Annotated in this window: 15 protein-coding genes; 5 read left to right on the top strand and 10 right to left on the bottom strand. The window is 63.9% G+C overall.

Translation table 11 applies throughout. The features are described 5' to 3' along the window. Window positions 1-9: 9 nt before the first annotated feature. Together araD1 and VF617_RS14240 are read right to left on the bottom strand one after the other, a co-directional pair. The gene (gene araD1, locus VF617_RS14235) at window positions 10-999 is read right to left on the bottom strand and encodes an AraD1 family protein (RefSeq protein ID WP_331015568.1); all 990 of its coding nucleotides are present in this window, start codon (window positions 997-999) and stop codon (window positions 10-12) included. 76 nt (window positions 1,000-1,075) lie between these two features. After that, window positions 1,076-1,849 (bottom strand): FadR/GntR family transcriptional regulator, encoded by a 774-nt coding sequence (locus VF617_RS14240; protein ID WP_331015569.1) that lies wholly within the window; start codon window positions 1,847-1,849, stop codon window positions 1,076-1,078. 147 nt (window positions 1,850-1,996) lie between these two features. Here VF617_RS14240 and VF617_RS14245 point away from each other — a divergent pair, with 147 nt between their 5' ends. After that, window positions 1,997-3,565 carry an aldehyde dehydrogenase (NADP(+)) gene (locus VF617_RS14245; RefSeq protein ID WP_331015570.1) on the top strand — a complete coding sequence of 523 codons (1,569 nt, stop codon included), beginning with the start codon at window positions 1,997-1,999 and terminating at the stop codon, window positions 3,563-3,565. A 13-nt stretch (window positions 3,566-3,578) separates the two neighbouring features. Continuing rightward, window positions 3,579-4,277, top strand: a complete 699-nt coding sequence (locus tag VF617_RS14250) for a LamG domain-containing protein (RefSeq protein ID WP_331015571.1) — start codon at window positions 3,579-3,581, stop codon at window positions 4,275-4,277. On the opposite strand, the gene manD is transcribed toward VF617_RS14250, so the two are convergent. Then, window positions 4,267-5,478, bottom strand: coding sequence for a D-mannonate dehydratase ManD (gene manD, locus VF617_RS14255; protein ID WP_331015572.1), 1,212 nt, complete (start codon window positions 5,476-5,478; stop codon window positions 4,267-4,269). The genes VF617_RS14250 and manD overlap by 11 nt on opposite strands. 87 nt (window positions 5,479-5,565) lie before the next feature. Here manD and VF617_RS14260 point away from each other — a divergent pair, with 87 nt between their 5' ends. Beyond that, entirely contained in the window at window positions 5,566-6,336 is a 771-nt protein-coding gene (locus VF617_RS14260; protein WP_331015573.1) for a FadR/GntR family transcriptional regulator, read from the top strand. 34 nt (window positions 6,337-6,370) lie between these two features. On the opposite strand, the gene VF617_RS14265 is transcribed toward VF617_RS14260, so the two are convergent. The 6 genes from VF617_RS14265 to VF617_RS14290 all read right to left on the bottom strand — a co-directional run bounded on the left by VF617_RS14265 (window position 6,371) and on the right by VF617_RS14290 (window position 10,474). Next, a complete protein-coding gene (locus tag VF617_RS14265) occupies window positions 6,371-7,537 on the bottom strand; it encodes a glycoside hydrolase family 88/105 protein (protein WP_331015574.1) in 1,167 nt (388 codons plus the stop codon). 119 nt (window positions 7,538-7,656) lie between these two features. Continuing rightward, the gene (locus tag VF617_RS14270; protein ID WP_331015575.1) at window positions 7,657-7,878 is read right to left on the bottom strand and encodes a hypothetical protein; all 222 of its coding nucleotides are present in this window, start codon (window positions 7,876-7,878) and stop codon (window positions 7,657-7,659) included. Window positions 7,879-7,948: 70 nt separating this feature from the next. Further along, window positions 7,949-8,578: a hypothetical protein gene (locus VF617_RS14275; RefSeq protein ID WP_331015576.1), complete on the bottom strand. Its 630-nt coding sequence runs from the start codon at window positions 8,576-8,578 to the stop codon at window positions 7,949-7,951. After that, window positions 8,575-9,096: a hypothetical protein gene (locus VF617_RS14280; RefSeq protein ID WP_331015577.1), complete on the bottom strand. Its 522-nt coding sequence runs from the start codon at window positions 9,094-9,096 to the stop codon at window positions 8,575-8,577. Before VF617_RS14280 ends, VF617_RS14275 begins: the two co-directional genes overlap by 4 nt. Continuing rightward, window positions 9,093-9,443, bottom strand: a complete 351-nt coding sequence (locus VF617_RS14285) for a hypothetical protein (protein WP_331015578.1) — start codon at window positions 9,441-9,443, stop codon at window positions 9,093-9,095. The genes VF617_RS14280 and VF617_RS14285 overlap by 4 nt, the downstream gene beginning before the upstream one ends. A 146-nt stretch (window positions 9,444-9,589) precedes the next feature. Continuing rightward, window positions 9,590-10,474 carry a helix-turn-helix domain-containing protein gene (locus VF617_RS14290; RefSeq protein WP_331015579.1) on the bottom strand — a complete coding sequence of 295 codons (885 nt, stop codon included), beginning with the start codon at window positions 10,472-10,474 and terminating at the stop codon, window positions 9,590-9,592. 212 nt (window positions 10,475-10,686) lie between these two features. Between VF617_RS14290 and VF617_RS16525 the strand changes: the two genes are divergently transcribed. After that, window positions 10,687-10,929 (top strand): ankyrin repeat domain-containing protein, encoded by a 243-nt coding sequence (locus tag VF617_RS16525; RefSeq protein WP_414714072.1) that lies wholly within the window; start codon window positions 10,687-10,689, stop codon window positions 10,927-10,929. Window positions 10,930-11,394: 465 nt separating this feature from the next. Here the strand turns inward: VF617_RS16525 and VF617_RS14295 are convergent, their stop codons facing one another. Beyond that, window positions 11,395-12,333 (bottom strand): alpha/beta hydrolase, encoded by a 939-nt coding sequence (locus tag VF617_RS14295; RefSeq protein WP_331015580.1) that lies wholly within the window; start codon window positions 12,331-12,333, stop codon window positions 11,395-11,397. 414 nt (window positions 12,334-12,747) lie between these two features. On the opposite strand from VF617_RS14295, the gene VF617_RS14300 reads away from it, so the two are divergent. Then, window positions 12,748-16,080 carry a TonB-dependent receptor domain-containing protein gene (locus VF617_RS14300; protein ID WP_331015581.1) on the top strand — a complete coding sequence of 1,111 codons (3,333 nt, stop codon included), beginning with the start codon at window positions 12,748-12,750 and terminating at the stop codon, window positions 16,078-16,080. The last annotated feature ends 3 nt before the right edge of the window (window positions 16,081-16,083 follow it).

Consider the following 16,083-nt stretch of genomic DNA (forward strand, 5'->3'; position numbering starts at 1 on the left):
TAAGTCGAACTATAGGGGCAGGACGGTCGCGTCCTCGGGAGCCGCGCGCGTCAGCGGGTTGCGCAAGGCGATGGTGAAGGGCGGCGCCGATACTTCGAACACGTCGCCGGGCTGGGTGCGAATGCCGTCGGCGAACGACAGGGTCGCGGTGCCGAAGAAATGAACATGCACGTCGCCGGGCCGCCGGAACTGCGCATATTTGAAATGATGGTGCTCCAGATTGGCGAGCGCGTGCGACATGTTCGCCTCCCCCGAAAGGAACGGCTTTTCCCACAGCAACGCGCCGTCGCGGATCACTCGGCTGGCGCCGCGCACGTCCGCCGGAAGCTCACCTGTCAGCAGCTCCGCACCCAGCGACGCGTGGCGAAGCTTGGAGTGCGCCAGCCACAGATAATTCCCGCGCTCGGTGATGTGGTCGGAGAATTCATTGCCCAGCGCATAGCCGATGCGGCGCGGACGCCCTGCGTCGTCGATCACGTAGATGCCGGCGATCTCGGGCTCTTCGCTGCCATCCAGCGCGAAATCGGGCGAGCACAAAGGAGCGCCAGTGCCGACGAGGGCAGTGCCGTCGCCCTTGTAGAACCATTCGGGCTGGACGCCGGGCACGTCGCCTTCGGGCTTGCCGCCTTCCACGCCCATCAGGAACATCCGCATCGAATCGGTGAGCGTGCCCCCCGCCGCGGCCTTGTGCATCTGATCGCGCCCCTCGGCCGAGCCGAGATGGGTGAGGCCAGTGCCGGAGAGATGGCAATGCGCGGGATCGGGATGGTCGATCGGGGCGAGCAGCCGGCCCTCCGCCTCGGCCGCGGCAAGATCAACCTGGCCGCCGGCGCGCTCCTGCGCCGCCGCAGCGAGAGAAACTCCCTGGCGTAGTGCAGCCAGGACCAGTTCATAGGTAGTGGTGATCCCGTCGATGCGCGTCGCAGCGGTATTTCCCGCAAGGAGGGCTACGCCGCGAGCTCCGTTCGATTCGGCAAACTGCACTAACCGCAGCGTCATATCCTCTCCCCGCGAAATTCAATAATCAGACTATATCAGGATTCGGGCCACAGCAACGCCCCCGAGACACGGCTCGCTATATTGCGGACGCTGCTGGCGGCCGGGTCCTGGGGGTGCGCGAACGCGTCGTATCCAGGAACGCCATTTCGACGAGATCGGCCATCGCACGTTGCGCCGCCGTGGCATCCCCGGCCGCGATGGCGTCATATACGCGCTGGTGATCGGGCAGGGGGTCCCGGCGTAACGGGCTGTTGCGCTGCTTGAAGATCGTCGTCCAGGCCACTGCCGCGCTGACACTGCTGGTGAGCGAAGCGAGGAAGGGATTGCCCGAAGCATCGAGCAGAGCCGCATGAAAGTTCTGATCGGCCAGCCGGCCCTCTTCCACGGCCAGCGTATGGCGCATCATCCCGGCCAGCGCATCGGACATCTGCGTGAGATGCGTATCGGTGCGGCGCTCCGCGGCGAGCCTTGCCGCCTCCGGCTCAACGATCTTGCGCAACTCGAACAGGCTGGCGAGCAAGTGGTCGTCGGGCTCGAACTCGAAGATCCAGGATAGCACATCGGGATCGAGCAAATGCCATTTGGCGCGCTCGCTGACGCGCGTGCCGGTCCGCGGGCGCGATTCCACCAGGCCCTTGGCCGCCAGGATGCGCAGCGCTTCGCGATAGGCGGTTCGCGAAACGTGAAGCCGGTCGCTGGCGGCAACTTCGTTGTTGAGTGTTTCGCCCGGTGCATAACGGCCCGAAACGATAAGAATGCCCAGGTCGCGTGCGATCGTGCCATGCAGGCGCAGCGATTTCCGCCGGGCGCGGGCATCGGGTGCCTTGCTGGTCTTGGCGCTGGCTTGCATCGTTCGGTCCTAGCGCCCTCGCAACCCGTGCAACAATGCATATTTTGTCTGACCATTGTTTGCGCCAGGCCCTGCCGCAACCTATTTCGTGCGCTATGCCGGCGGTTTCGTGTACCGGCTCGACTACGAAGTTGAGGAGATCTGCAAATGGCGTTGACCGGGGAATTGTTCATTGCTTCGAAGCGAGTGAAGCGTGACGGCGCGGGCTTCCGCGCGGTGGCCGCGGCAACGGGTGCGGAGATCGAGCCGGGCTTCAGCGTCGCGACGCTTGACGATGTCGAGGCCGCATGCGCGGCAGCCGAAGCCGCTTTCCCGATCTATTCGGCATTGCCACGGCAAAAGCGCGCCGAATTCCTCGATGCCATCGCCGATGAGATCGAGGCGCTGGGCGATGCTCTTGTCGAGCGCGCAATGCAGGAGAGCGGCTTGCCGCAAGCGCGCCTGACGGGAGAGCGCGGACGCACCGCAAACCAGATGCGCCTTTTCGCCAAGGAGCTTCGGCTCGGCGAATATCTTCGCGTGCGGATCGACCATGCGATGCCAGAGCGCACCCCGCCCAAGCCCGACTTGCGCATGCGGATGGTGCCGCTTGGGCCGGTCACGGTATTCGGCGCGAGCAACTTCCCGCTCGCTTTCTCGGTGGGCGGGGGCGACACCGCGTCGGCACTGGCGGCGGGCTGCCCCGTGGTGGTGAAGGGCCATTCCGCGCATCCGGGGACCGCTGAACTGGTCGCCGGCGCGATCACGCGCGCGGCCGAGAAGACCGGCATGCCCGCCGGCGTGTTTTCGCTCATCAACGGGCCCGGCAATTCGGTCGGTGCGGCGCTCGTTACGGATCCCCGGATCAAGGCGGTCGGATTCACCGGGTCGCGCGGCGGGGGCACGCAACTGATGAAGCTCGCGGCCAATCGCCCCGTGCCGATCCCGGTCTATGCCGAGATGAGCAGCATCAATCCGGTCTTCCTGCTTCCCGCCGCGCTCGATGCGCGCGCCGAAGCGTTGGGCGCCGCATTTGTCGGCAGCCTGACGATGGGCGCGGGGCAGTTCTGCACCAATCCCGGGCTGGTCCTGGCCATCGAAGGCCCGGCGCTCGACCGCTTCGTCACTGCCGCGAGCGATGCGATGGCCGGCGCGCCCTCGCAGGTCATGCTTACGCCCGGAATCCACAAGGCATATGCCGAGGGTGTCGCGCGCTGGGCCTCCGTGCCGGCGCTCAGCTGCGTGGCGCAGGGCCAGGAGGCCGGTGGGCCTACTTCCGGCCAGGCGGCCTTGTTCACGATGACCGGCAAGGACTTCCTCGCCGATCCGAGCCATGCCGAGGAAGTGTTCGGCGCGGCTTCGCTGCTCGTGCGCTGCGCCGATCTGGACGAGATGCTGTCGGTCGTCGACCTACTCGAAGGGCAGCTCACGACCACGCTGCACCTGGAGGAGGGCGACACCGAGCTTGCGAAGCGCCTGTTGCCCCGACTCGAGCGCCTTGCGGGGCGCATCCTCGCCAATGGATGGCCGACCGGCGTCGAAGTCACCGACGCGCAGGTGCATGGCGGACCGTTCCCTTCGACTTCGGACGGGCGCAGCACTTCGGTGGGGACACTGGCGATCGATCGGTTCCTGCGGCCAGTGGCCTATCAGGACCTCCCCGAGGCGCTCCTGCCCGAGGAGCTTCGCGATGGAGATGCTGCCCTTCCCCGCCGTATCGACGGCAAGCCGGCCTAGGGGGCGAAAAGCAATGTACAAGCTCGATCGCCGGGGGCTGCTCGCGGGGGGCGTTGGTGCCGCCTGCGTGGCGCCGCTGCGCGCCCTTGCGACTCCGAAAGCCCGCGTGTGGACCTTCGACAATCTGCGCGGGGTCTGGGGGCTGTCCGTCGAGATCGCGGGCGCCCCCAAGCTTGTCGCAAGCCCGTTCGGTAAGGCGATGGCGTTCGACGGTGTCGATGACGGAGTGTTCATCGGCGCACATCCTCTGGCGGGCGCGAAGCAGTTTACGTTCGAGGCTGTATTCCGCCCGGAAGGCGGCGCGTTCGAGCAGCGCTGGTTCCATCTTGAATCGGACGAGCAGCCGGCAGTCGCGCCAGGCAAGGGAAGCACGCGGATGCTGTTCGAAATCCGCGTTGTCGAAGACCGCTGGTATCTCGACGCTTTCATGGTCGGGCAAGGCTATCGGCAGACGATGATGGCGCCGGAAAAGACATTTCCGATCGGCGCCTGGTATCATGTCGCCCAGAGCTATGACGGCACGACCTATCGCTCGTTCGTCGATGGGCAGCTTCAGATGGAGGTGGCGACGCCATTCACGCCGCAGGGCCCGGGCCGAGCTTCGGCGGGCATGCGCATGAACCGGGTGAATCCATTCAACGGCGCGATCCGCGAAGCGCGCTTCACGCACACGGCGCTCGGCCCGGCGGAGTTCACTCGGCTCACCAATTGAACATGGTCCCGTCTTCCAGCCGGTTCACGGGCAGATAGGCGCGCTTATATTCGTATTTCGCCGCCAGTTCCTCGTCGATATCGACGCCGAGGCCAGGTGCCTCGCCGGGGTGCATCAGGCCGTCGGTCAGCGAATAGCCATGCGGAAAAACCGCGTCGGTCTCGGCTGAGTGCCGCATATATTCCTGAATGCCGAAATTGGGCACCGACAGGCCGAAATGGAGCGCGGCGGCCATCGTGACGGGCGAGAGATCGGTCGCGCCGTGGCAGCCGGTGCGGACCTGGTAGAGATCGGCAAGCGCGGCGATGCGGCGCAGATGGGTGATGCCGCCGGCATGCACCACGGTGGCGCGAATATAGTCGATCAACTGCTCCTCGATCAGCTGCTTGGCGTCCCAGATCGAATTGAAGATCTCTCCCACGGCTAGCGGCGTGGTCGTATGCTGACGGATCAGCCGGAACGCAGCCTGATTTTCCGCCGGCGTCGTATCCTCGAGCCAGAACAGGCGATAGGGTTCGAGGTCCTTGCCCAGCCTTCCGGCCTCGATCGGAGTGAGGCGATGATGCACATCGTGGAGCAGATGGACATCCCAGCCCAGCGCATCGCGCGCCCTCTCGAACAGCTTGGGCACATGGTTCATATATTTGGAGGTCGACCAGATTGTCTCGTCGGGCAGCGAACCCTTGGCCGGCTCGTAATAAAAGCGCTCGCCCGACACGCCATAAGTGGTGGCGATGCCCGGCACACCCGATTGCAGCCGCACGGCCTTATAGCCTTGCTCTAGATATTCCTGCCCGCGCTCGATCGTCTCTTCGATATCTGCGCCGTTGGCGTGGCCATAGACCATGCAGCCTTCACGGCTCGCTCCGCCCAGCAGCTGATAGACAGGAAGGCCTGCCACCTTCCCCTTGATGTCCCACAGCGCCATGTCGACCGCTGCGATCGCGCTCATCGTTACCGGCCCGCGGCGCCAATAGGCGCCCTTGTAGAGATATTGCCAGATGTCCTCGATACGATGCGCGTCGCGCCCGATCAGGCACGGGATGACGTGGTCGGTCAGGTAGCTCGCGACGGCCAGTTCGCGCCCGTTAAGCGTGGCGTCGCCGATCCCATAGACACCTTGATCGGTCTCGATCTTGAGCGTGACGAAGTTGCGGCCGGGACAGGTCACGATGACGCGGGCATTGATTATGTGCGGCAAGTACGGATTCCCCGGAAAGTGGCCTGACCAATATCCTATTGTCTGGCCGACGGTGTCAACCTGCGGCATATGGGTTAGGGGGCAATAATGAAAATCACGGGCAACAAGCTCTACCAGCGAGTAGCGGCGTCGATAACGGCACGGATCGAAGCAGGGCATTGGTCCCCCGGCACTCGCCTGCCCGGCGAGCGCGACCTGGCCGAGGATTACAAGGTCAGCCGCCCCACGATTCGCGAAGCGATGATCGCGCTCGAGATGAAGGGCTGGATCGAGGCGCGGCGAGGCTCGGGCCTTTATGTCACCAGGCGCGATCACGGGACCGGCGCGCGCGAGGATGCGCTTAACTTCGACGTGGGCGCGTTCGACCTGACCGAGGCGCGGATATTGTTCGAAGGCGAGGCGGTGGCGCTCGCGGCGGTTTCGATCACCGACGAGCAGCTCGACGAACTAGACAGGCTGGTCGCGGAAATGGCGGCGGACGATTCGAGCAACCCATCGGTGATGGACGCCGATCACCGCTTCCATCTGGCGATCGCCAACGCCACGGGAAATGCCGCGATCCGGAGCGTAGTCGAATATCTGTGGGACCTGAGGACCAAGTCGCCGCTTTGCGCCAACATGTTCGCCCGGGCCAAGCGCGGCGGTGTTATGCCCCGGGTGGAGGAGCACCGGCCGATTCTCGCGGCGCTTCGGGCGCGCGATCCCAATGCCGCGCGGGCCGCGATGCGGAGTCATTTGCGTGGTGTGGTCGATGATCTGCTCGAGGCGACCGAGCTGGAAGCGATGGAGCGCACGCGCGGCGAACTGGACGCGCGGCGTGACAGCGTCGCCAAGCGCCTGAGAATCGGATCGGTGTGAAACGGGCCTCATCAACTGGCGAGGCCCGCCGGTCTCATTTACCCGCCAGATCGTAAACCGCCGCACCGGCCAGCAGATAGGCGCCCACGCCATAGAATTGGGTGTCCTCTGCCTTCACTGCCTCGGGCCGATCGCTGACCTGCTGGACCCAGCCTAGCCGCCCGTCTGGCTGTATCGCACGCTCCAGCGCCGCCCAGCCGCGCGCCACTTCGGGAAGGAAGCGATCTCGCTCCAGGATGCTCGCCTTGATGCCCCAGGCCAAAGCGTGGACGTAAAAGCCCGTTCCGCTCGATTCGTCCTGCGAGCGTTCCGGATCGCCCAGCAACGAAGGCGGCCAATAGCCGTTGGCGCGCTGGAGAGGCGCAAGCCGCTCCGCCATCGCCTTGAACAGGTCTATATAATAAGTCCGGCGGGGGTCGTTGGGCGCTATTTCCGGGATCAGCCGCGCCAGGCCCGATATCACCCAGCCATTGCCGCGGCTCCAGAACAGCTTTTCGCCATGCTCGCCGCGCCGGTCGAAGAACCGGCTGTCGCGAAAGAACAGTTGGTCGGCCGAATCGAACAGATAATCGGCCGTCGCCTTGTATTCGCTATGCGAGAAGGCCGCATAGCGGGGATCGCCGGTGTCGCGACTCAGGGCTTCAAGCGTCGGCGGGGCCATGAACAAGGCGTCGCACCAGCACCAGCGCGTGGTGCAGGACGGATCGCCCTTTTGTGTGGAAAAGGCCAGGTCATGCGTTTTGGGCGCGGCAAGGATCTGATCGAAGACCGCGCGGGTCGGGGCGATGGCCTCCGCCCCGGCGCCGTGACGCGCCGCCCAGATCCAGGCGGAACCGATCAGATGATCGTCGGCATGATAGAGCCTGTCGCCCAGCTTCCAGCCCAGCTCGCGCCCCTTCGTGAAAATCGCGTCGCGGTAGGCCGTCTTGCCGCTGCGGTCGGCGAGATGCGTCAGGGCCACCCAGAACGCGGCCTGCTGCCAGTCGCGCGGGTTTCTTGTGCTCGAACTCGCGAGCGGGATGTAGCTCAGATCGCCCAGATGGCTCAGCTGCCAATCCGCCATTCGCTCCATGGAGCGCAGCACTTGGCCGCGAGAGGGCAACTCACCGGAGGCGGGCGCCGAAGTCGTAGCGGGCGGCGACACAGGCGAACATGCCTGCAGCGCAAGAAAGACGGCGAGCGGCGCGAGCAACGACTTCATGGACATCTCCTGCGCCGCTCCGATTGCGGTCACCAAACGATGTTCAGGCGCACGGGGCGAGTCAAGCGGCGGCATCCGGCCGGCGTCACGCCCCATTATTGCGGTCTCGGCAGGTGAGATCAGCCCTGGTCAAGTGGCAGTCGGTGATCGGCAGGCGGCTTGGCTGACAACCCGATCTCCTCGGGCAGCTTCGCACGACCGCCGTACCAGCGCCGGTAGCGTCCGTCCGGCTGGCGAAAATAGCGCCGCCCTTGGAACAGAACCGGCAAGCCCATCGCGCGCACGCTGCGCCATAAGCCTATCGTCATGAAGATGATCATGACGATCTTCAGCCAGATCATTGCATTCCCTTCGCCGCGGGCGTGGAGGACAGGCCGGCTGGGCGCTGCCCCGCTCGGCATGCTTAGCGGTTTAGCCCTTGGTATCGCAGTCGATGACCGTGCGGGTGCGCTTGTCGTTATAGAGATGGACCGTGTTCGGGCCGACTTTGCCCGCCTGGCCGTCGAGCGGCCCGCCTACGAATTCGATCGTGCCCCCCACGCGCCGGATGGTCCCCCCGCCGCCATTTTGATGTCGATATCCGTTCCCTATCAGCGTGAAGCCCGGCACGGTTTGCAGCATTCCGTTGATGAAGAACACGCAATGGTACGAACCGGCCTTTGCCGGCCCGCCCGCCGCCTGGACAGGAGCGGCGCGCGGAGGGGCGGGACGAGCGGCCGTTGCAGCAGCGGCGCGAACCGATGCGAATTGCATGTCGGGCTCGAACGAGGGATCGTTGGGCTTGATCCAATCGCCGGACACGCGAGTCACTGCCTCGTACCGCTTCTTCTTGCCATTATGATCGAGGAACCACTGCAGGCAGTTGAGAACGAAATAATTATTGGCTTCCGGGCCGCGGATCACCTCGCATCGACGGAAGCCCGCCTGAATCGTGGTGGGGGAACCAAGGACGATCTCGCCGGGCTTCCAGGCCTGAGCCAGGGCAGCGCCCGGAAGGCTGGCGACGGCTATGGCGAGCCCTGCGCAAACCGGGCGCTTCACGACTGCGGCTCCGCGCCGACGGCTGCTGCAGCCGCAGCAGGGAAGTCGGGATCGACTCTGATCCAATCGCTTTTCCCGACGACGATGGTGTGCTGGCGGTTTGCGCAGACGACCTCATGGCCGTTCTGCACGGGGCGATGATAGGCGCATAACCGCCAATCACTGTGCATCGAGGTCGGGGAAACGAGGACGAGATCGCCGGTTTTCCAATCGCCCGGGGTCACCGGGCTGGCGGCCGTTGCAGCGGCTGGCGCACCGCCGGCCTTTCGCACCCGCGTGTCGTAGACGATATAATTGACATAGTCGTCGCATACGACGTCGTACGCGCCTTTCAGTGCGGCGTTTACATGGCAGGGGCGCCAAGGCTGACCGAGGTCGGTTTCGGCCTCGACCTTGTCGAAGCGGTTGAACGTCTGGGCGTTTGCCGCGCCCGCGAATGCCGAAGTGACGACAGCTGCGAGAAGCGCGCTTGCAAGGGACTCCATGCGGAGCGTTCCGGTTGCGGTGCCAGCGGTCATTGCGACCACACGCGGAAGCCCGCGCCGTCCTGTCCGATCACGCCGGCGCCGTCGCGGCTGATGATGCCGGCTCCGTCCTGCCCGATGAGCGGATAATAAGTGCCGTTGCGCAATGCCATCCGGATGCCGTCCTTGGTGACGATCTGGGTGCCCTTTGCCGGGAGGACCACTGCCTTCTTGCGATAATAAGGGTATTGGGGGCCGTTATTATTGTCCCAGGGTGCGCAGCCCCACACGAAGACATTCACTACGCCGTTGCAGCCGGTGCCCGCGGTGGCGGGCGTGCTGTAAAAGGCGGCAGCGACAGCGAACGAGCCCAACGCAAACCGAGTTAGATGCATTGACATGATCAACTCCCCTTTTGGCAGCATCAATCGCCGGGCACGAAGGCCCGCACGCTGGCACGCGCTACCGCTGTCCAGAATTTTCTGCCAAATATCTACACGTTAGCGTATATTTTAAACATAGAAATTTTTTACAATTGGGTGATCGCTTAAGCTGGCGGATCGGGTTGATGCAGCGACTGCATAGGCGCGCCCAGCACCTGCGCACGCAATTGCCGAGAGGCGCGATTGATTGGCCGCGGCATCTTCAGATAGTCGCCCAGGGGCTGCCCCATGAACAAGTGGCAGTCGCGCAGGAAATGCGATCCGTCCCAATAGCCGGCCTGGGCGGCGGCGTCCTTCCAATGGCCGCGCTCGACTGTCTCCAGCGCGTCCAGGGCTCGAAGAAACCGCGCACGCCGCAACAGCAATTTCGGGGTGAAGCCGAAAGCGACCTTTGCCAGGCGAAGGAGTTGCCCTGGGGTCAGGCCCACCCGGATCGACAGTTGCTGGACGGTCAAGATCGATGCGTCTCCCAGTACTGCCGCGAGATGCGCGATCTGCGAATTTTCCGGTGCTTGAGGCTGCAGGCGACCAAGAAGGTACGCGTCGAGCACCGCAGGCACGTCCGGCGCCGCCTCTAGAGCATGACGGAGGTTCGCACAGTCGGGCAATATTGTTTCGAGCCCCACGATTTGGTCCGCAAATCGCGACAGGTCCTTGTTTGGAAAGAACTGCACCCAGCCTGCCGGAGTAAGCCCGAAGCCGACAAGCCGCCCTGTGCCCGCATTGGAATAGCCGGCGTGGCTGGTGGGGCCGAAAAGGGCGTTTTCTGGCACGGGATCGAATATCTTCCTGCCGATCTTGATCGACCAGGGCTGGGCATCGAACGTCATGCGAATGTTCGCCCATCCGGGAAAGAAGGTGTCCAACTGCCGCTTGCCGTGGGGCACGATTATGCTGAAGTCGTGATACCCCGAAACATAAGGAGCCAGCCGGGCATCGGGCCGCCAATAGCGAATCGCCCAGGCGGTCTCTGCAAGTTGGTCGGCCAATCAAGTTCCCCGGGACGAGGTCGCAAGCGTGCTGCTCAGGCATTGCCTATCATGTCTCGAACAGCGAGCTAGCCCCGTTTGGCTTATACGAACAATTGCTCGACAAGCCCCGAAACGCCCCGCCACTCCAACGGTTTAGGCGGGTGGAGCGCCTAATGCAGGATGTTCGGCAATAGCGATTGCGATCGTGATGGTATCGCTGGCGGCGCAGGATATGGACCGGGCGGCGACCGCGGCTTTTCGCCGCTGCGACCGACGCCAACATCACACTGCTGCGCGAGTACCTGGATGCAGGCTTTGACGTGAACTATCACCACAGGGGCGATACAGCCCTTTCCACCGCAGTGGCATTCAAGCGGGCCGAAGCGGTACGCTACCTGCTGGAGCGCGGTGCGGACCCCGCGGTGAGACCTATGAGGAATATGTCGTCGGCTTTGAAACGCCGCGTCCGTTGATCGACTATGCGCGCAAATCGAGTTCGCCCGAGATCGTGGCCATGATCGAGGCCCGCCTTCCTAACGTCGCGGTCGTGCAAGCCCCCGGCCAGCCCGCCTGGCTGGCCGTGGACCCATGCCTCTCCCTCGCGCTCCGGCGCCTCGGTGGGACGAACGAGTGCCATTGGGGGGCTCCCTCCACTTTTGCGGTCGGCAAGTCCGTGCTGATTTGGACCAGCGGCGGGCTGAATTGGCGTCCGGGTACGATCATGAAGGTCGGCACGGCCCGGCATCGTGCTGGTGCAGGGAGAGAAGGGCCTGGACTGGACCCTGTACAACAGCACGAGCAAATCGAGCATCGACGCAAGCCGCGCCGACGAGGTCAGGCTCATCAACCCCGCCGCGATGGGGAGCGTAGGCTCCCGTATTGGAAACTGAGCATGTGACGGGGCGGGTGGCGATCTGACCGGGGCCGCACGAAGCCGCCTAGCGCTCGGCGAGCTCCGCGAGCGCGGCGGTCACCTGCTCGGGGACGGCAAAATGCAGCATATGCCCCTGCGCGGCCACCATCCGTAGTTCCGCGCCGGTAATGTCCTGGGCGAGGCGCTCCGCATGCTTCGCCGGGTGAACAATCAGGTCGCCTTCGCCCGCCATGATTATCATCGGCACATCCAGCTCCGCGTAGCGTGGCGCGAGGGCAATTGCGGCCGGCAGCATCAGGGCCGCTTCCGCCGCAGTGGCGCGGATCTGCGAAGGCCGCAGAGCCATTCCCGCCGGAAAGTCCGCCATCTTGTCGGAAACGGGCGCCGGGGCGAACGCGGCCTTCAGTCCTGCCGGACCACTTAGAAGACCCATGAGGGGGGATATCGTCCAGGCCATCACTTCGCCGACAACCGGAATGGCAGGAAGCGAGGCCGGAATGACGTCCGGACGCATGGTCCCGTAATAATAGCCGGAGATCAGGACGAGGCCTTTGACGGCCTCGGGATGATCGAGCGCCATGTTGAGCGCGACCTGGGTGCCCCAGCTATGGCCCAGGATCACGGCCTTCCCGACGCCCAGTTGCTCGAGCGCTCGGGCGAGCAGCCTGGCTTGGGCCGCCGGAGTCCAGACCGTCGAGCGGGGACGCTCGCTATAGCCGAACCCCGGCCGATCGAACGCCAGCACGCGGTGGCCCTTTGCGGCAAGATCGAGGACGCCGCTGAGCTGGAAGTCCTGCAACGTCACGGCGTTGCCGTGGAGCAGCACGACGGCGGGTCCTTCGCCTCGCTCGACATAATGCAAGCGTACGCCATCCACCTCGATGAAGGCCCCAGCCGGCGGCGTCTTTGCCTCGGCACGCCGTGCGTTGATCCCATTGACCACCGCGCTCGCCGCCAGTGCGGCCGTGCCTGCGCCGAGCCAACCGGCAAGCCCGGTACGCATGCCACGGCTCTTGGGCGAATCGAGAGGAGGCCCGGCATGCGCCAGCTCCTTTTTCAATTTTTGTATCATCGGTCCTGAACCGTTGTGCGGCGCACAAAGTTGCATGGCGGGAGGCTCAAAGCATGGTCGCGTTCCCTGCACTGTTACAAGAATGCCGCACTGCTCCGGCTGTCTCAATCAGACTTATGACACCGGTTGACATACCCGCGTTAGGAGGGAAGAATAAGGGACGACGAGCGTGTGTCGCGCTTGCGCCAAGCGGGCGGAGATCCGCGGGTGGCTTTGGGGAGGAACTCTGGCGTGTCGGCGCATTGCGCCTGCCAGAGACGACCGACCCTCCGCACCCGGGTGCAGCCGCCACCTTAAATTGCGTCGGCAGGAGGATTCCAAGTGTCTAATGAAATGAATAGCATAGTGGCGACGAGTGCCCGGCGCCGCCTGGCGCTCGCCTCCGTTCTGCGCGATGGATCGGCGCTTGGCGCGCTCGGTCTCGCCCTCGTGATGGCCGCCCCGGCGCAAGCGCAACAGGCGCCCCCCGCGGCTGCGCCGGCGGAAGCTCCGCAGGATCCTGCGGCATCGGCCGCTGAGGGGGAGTCGCAGGATTCCGAGACGCAAGGCGAGGCGATCGTTGTCACCGGTTTCCGTGCATCGCTCCAGAACGCGCTCAACGTGAAGCGCCAGTCGAACCAGATCGTCGATGCGATCACCGCCGAGGATATCGCCGACTTCCCGGACGCCAACCTGGCTGAATCAATCCAGCGCCTGCCAGGCGTGTCGATCGATCGCGACAATGGCGAGGGCCGTTCGATTACGGTTCGCGGCCTGGGCGGCGACTTCCAGTCGACTCGACTGAACGGCGCGGACGCGCAGAACATCGCGGGGGGCAACCAGTCCGATGCCGGCGCGAACCGCAGCCGCGGCTTCGACTTCAACACTTTCGCCTCCGAACTGTTCGGCGGCGTCAAGATCACCAAGACAACCGCGGCGGAGAATGACGAAGGCTCGCTCGGCGCGATCATCGATCTCACCACCGGACGTCCGCTGGCCCATAAGGGCAATCGCTTCGCGATAGGCGCCGAGGGGGAATATCGCGAGAATGGCAAGACGTGGAATCCGCGCCTGTCGGCCCTGGCCTCGGTCAGGCTTACGGACACTTTCGGAGTTCTGGGTTCGATCGCGTACCAGAAGCAGAGCCAGCAGATCGATTCGTATCGCCGCAGCATCGGCCAGTTCGAATACACCTACCGCAATTCGCAGATCAACGGCGTCACACCGAACACGTTCGGCTTCGCCCGCCCCGGCGGCACGGGCGCGACTTTCGGTTCGGATCCGGCGGCTTATGCGCTGATCACCCCAACGACGATCATCCCTGCGCTTCCTTCGATCGGTCGTCAGAAGCTCGATTATGAGCGGCTGGGCGCGACTGCGACGATGCAGTGGAAGCCGAGCGAGCACACAGAAATCACCCTGGACGGCGTCTATTCGCGCTACGATCAGGACAGCGAGACCTCAGGCATCACCACGATCGGCCTGAACCGCAACGGCACCAATGCGCGAGCCCAGCAGACCGGCGCCAATGGGCTGCGCGCCATCGGCACTGCCAATGGCAATGCCGATCGCGTCGCGCTGTATCCGAACTGCGTGCCCAGCGCCGTGATCGATTGCGACGGGACTCTATCGGGCAACGTCGTGCTGCCGGGCTATCTCAACAGCATGAACCCGAACAATCTCAATCCATTCGATTATTACAACAATTCCGCATCGCGGGGTTTCATTGCATCGGCGACCCAAACGGCATTCTATAATGAATTGATCGGTCGGCCGAACACCAAGATCCGCGCGGCGAACGTCAATGCCGCGGGCCAAGCCGATTATCTGGTGCTGGACGATGTGGATTGGCGCACTTCCACCGATGCGCAATATGGCAGCACCGAATTCAAGCAGGGCACGCTCAACGTCCATCAGGATATTTTGGACGATTTGTTCTACGACGCGACCATCGGCTGGTCGAAATCTACCTTCCGCGCAACCGGCCTGCTCGCCGAGTTCAATACCATCGATCGCGACGGATATACGTTCGATGATCGGAACGGCGGCAAGATGCCGGTCTTCAACCCAGGTTTCGACGTCGCCAATCCGGCGAGCTGGACGCTGGTGAAAGGCCTCTCGACGATCCGCTATTTCAACACGCGGGTCGATAATGAATTCCGCGTCGCGCGGATGAATTTCACTTATGAACCACTGCCGGAGATGTCGATCAAGTTCGGCGGAACCTGGAAGCGCTTCAAATATGAAGCCGATCAGGGCCGCCGCAGCCAGGACATCGAAGCGATCAACCCGACGCTCCAGGAGGCCGGTCTCCAGATCACCGATCTGGGCCAGACGCTCGGCTTTGGCCAAGGGCTTCAGGTTTCGCAGGGCACGCCTACCAGCTTCTATGCGCCCGACCTGAACAAGTTCGTCAGCCAGTTCGGCATCGACTGCAATTGCGTGAACAAATGGGGCGATTTCCGCGCCGCGCCTGACGGGCGCCAGCGCAATTCCGTGACTGAAAACGACCTTTCGGGCTATTTTCAGGTCGATTACAATGCCCAGCTGCTCGGCCGGCCCTTGCGCGGCAATGTGGGGATGCGCGTCGCACGCACGCGTGTCACTGGCGAGGGGTCGATCGGCGGCACCGATGGCGTCGCGGGCTTCCCGGTCCGGGCCAGCAACGAATATTATGACTGGCTGCCCTCGGTTAACGTGAACTACGAGCCGATGGAGGATTTCCTGGTCCGCTTTGCGGCCGCCGACGTGATTTCGCGTCCGCAGCTCGCAAGCCTGACGCCGGGGACCACTTCTTTCCCGTCGTTCACGGGCGGCCTCAACTCGGCCGGCGCGGCGCCTTCGGTAACCATCGGCAATCCGATGCTCAATCCGTTCCGCGCACGAAACTTCGATCTGAGCTTCGAGAAGTATTTCGGCCGCTCGGGGCTGATTGCATTGACTCTGTTCAAGAAGGATATCGGCAGCTTCCCACAGCAGATCGCCGGCGAGGCGCCGCTGCGCGCCGTGCTTCCGCCCGAAATCTATGACGCGGTGGTCGCCAATTTCACCAACGTCGCCTTCCGCAACTATGTGATCAACGGCGGCACCTTCAACGTGCGCCAGTTCCAGGACGCGCCGGGCGGAGAGATCAAGGGTTTGGAAGTCAACGTCCAGAGCAACTTCTTCTTCCTGCCCGCGCCGTTCGACAAGATGGGCGTGACTGCGAACTACACGCACATCCAGTCGAGCCTGAACTATCTCACCGGCACGGCGGTGGCCGCGACGCAGACGGGAACCACCCCGACCGCGTCGAACAGTTTCGCCGAAGGGCCGTTCCTCAACACCTCTCCCGATGCGTTCAACGCAACGCTTTATTATGAGGACAGCGTATTCTCGGCGCGTGTGTCGGGGGCGTATCGCAAGCGTTATGTCAATCGCTTCCCGCTGGCCAGCGGCACCTGTGCGGTGGGCATCACGACCAACGCGGGCGGGCCCTGCAACTCGCCAGTGGTCGCGGACTTCGGCTACAACGAAGACACGCTCAACGTGGATTTCGCAGTCGCGGTGAACCTCACCGACTTCGCCAAGCTGACGCTGGAAGGGCGCAACCTGACCAACGATCCGCAATACCGCACGATGTATTCGGCAAACCCCGTCACCCAGACCTATGCAAGCACCGGGCGGATCTTCACCGGCGGCGTGCGGGTGATCTTCTAACCC

Source organism: Sphingomonas sp. (assembly GCF_036388215.1).
In the GTDB taxonomy this organism is placed as follows: domain Bacteria; phylum Pseudomonadota; class Alphaproteobacteria; order Sphingomonadales; family Sphingomonadaceae; genus Sphingomonas.

Bases quoted from the DNA above. Each gene is read 5' to 3' on its own strand.
- VF617_RS14250 (WP_331015571.1), top strand. From the start codon at position 3,579: ATGTACAAGCTCGATCGCCGGGGGCTGCTCGCGGGGGGCGTTGGTGCC.
- VF617_RS14265 (WP_331015574.1), bottom strand. From the start codon at position 7,537: ATGAAGTCGTTGCTCGCGCCGCTCGCCGTCTTTCTTGCGCTGCAGGCA.
- VF617_RS14280 (WP_331015577.1), bottom strand. From the start codon at position 9,096: ATGACCGCTGGCACCGCAACCGGAACGCTCCGCATGGAGTCCCTTGCA.
- araD1 (WP_331015568.1), bottom strand. From the start codon at position 999: ATGACGCTGCGGTTAGTGCAGTTTGCCGAATCGAACGGAGCTCGCGGC.
- VF617_RS14285 (WP_331015578.1), bottom strand. From the start codon at position 9,443: ATGTCAATGCATCTAACTCGGTTTGCGTTGGGCTCGTTCGCTGTCGCT.
- VF617_RS14240 (WP_331015569.1), bottom strand. From the start codon at position 1,849: ATGCAAGCCAGCGCCAAGACCAGCAAGGCACCCGATGCCCGCGCCCGG.
- VF617_RS14270 (WP_331015575.1), bottom strand. From the start codon at position 7,878: ATGATCTGGCTGAAGATCGTCATGATCATCTTCATGACGATAGGCTTA.
- VF617_RS14245 (WP_331015570.1), top strand. From the start codon at position 1,997: ATGGCGTTGACCGGGGAATTGTTCATTGCTTCGAAGCGAGTGAAGCGT.
- VF617_RS14260 (WP_331015573.1), top strand. From the start codon at position 5,566: ATGAAAATCACGGGCAACAAGCTCTACCAGCGAGTAGCGGCGTCGATA.
- VF617_RS14295 (WP_331015580.1), bottom strand. From the start codon at position 12,333: ATGCGTACCGGGCTTGCCGGTTGGCTCGGCGCAGGCACGGCCGCACTG.